The sequence below is a fragment of the Saezia sanguinis genome, assembly GCF_003991585.1.
Lineage (GTDB): Bacteria > Pseudomonadota > Gammaproteobacteria > Burkholderiales > Burkholderiaceae_C > Saezia > Saezia sanguinis.
In genome coordinates this window covers 1-274 of record NZ_PQSP01000065.1, presented here as the reverse complement: position 1 = coordinate 274, position 274 = coordinate 1, and the positions used below count along the sequence as shown (strand labels likewise).

The following is a 274-nucleotide window of genomic DNA, read 5'->3' as shown; positions in this document are numbered from 1 at the left end:
ACGTAGGACAACTGCCCTTGCGGGATACCTGAATCAGCACTAACCACCTGGGTACCGGTAATGGCGACCGGGGACAACAAATATTTCATGGTGCGTTCACGATCACAGGTCACGAGTGACTTATCATCTGGCGAATCAACCGACTTCGCACACTTATAGTCCTCGAAGGCCTTCTGATCTTCAGGCGTGGGTTTCCACTCCTCGGCAGCCTTTACCATCTTGGCAGCCGACTGAGGATCCTTCTCGTTGTACTGCGAAGCACTGGATGTGGTAC

At 52.9% G+C, this 274-nt stretch carries 1 protein-coding gene; it reads right to left on the bottom strand.

Annotation, left to right across the window (positions count from 1 at the left end):
- Positions 1-274 (bottom strand): hypothetical protein (locus CUZ56_RS15000; RefSeq protein ID WP_204250944.1); only part of this gene is annotated, 274 nt, incomplete at both ends.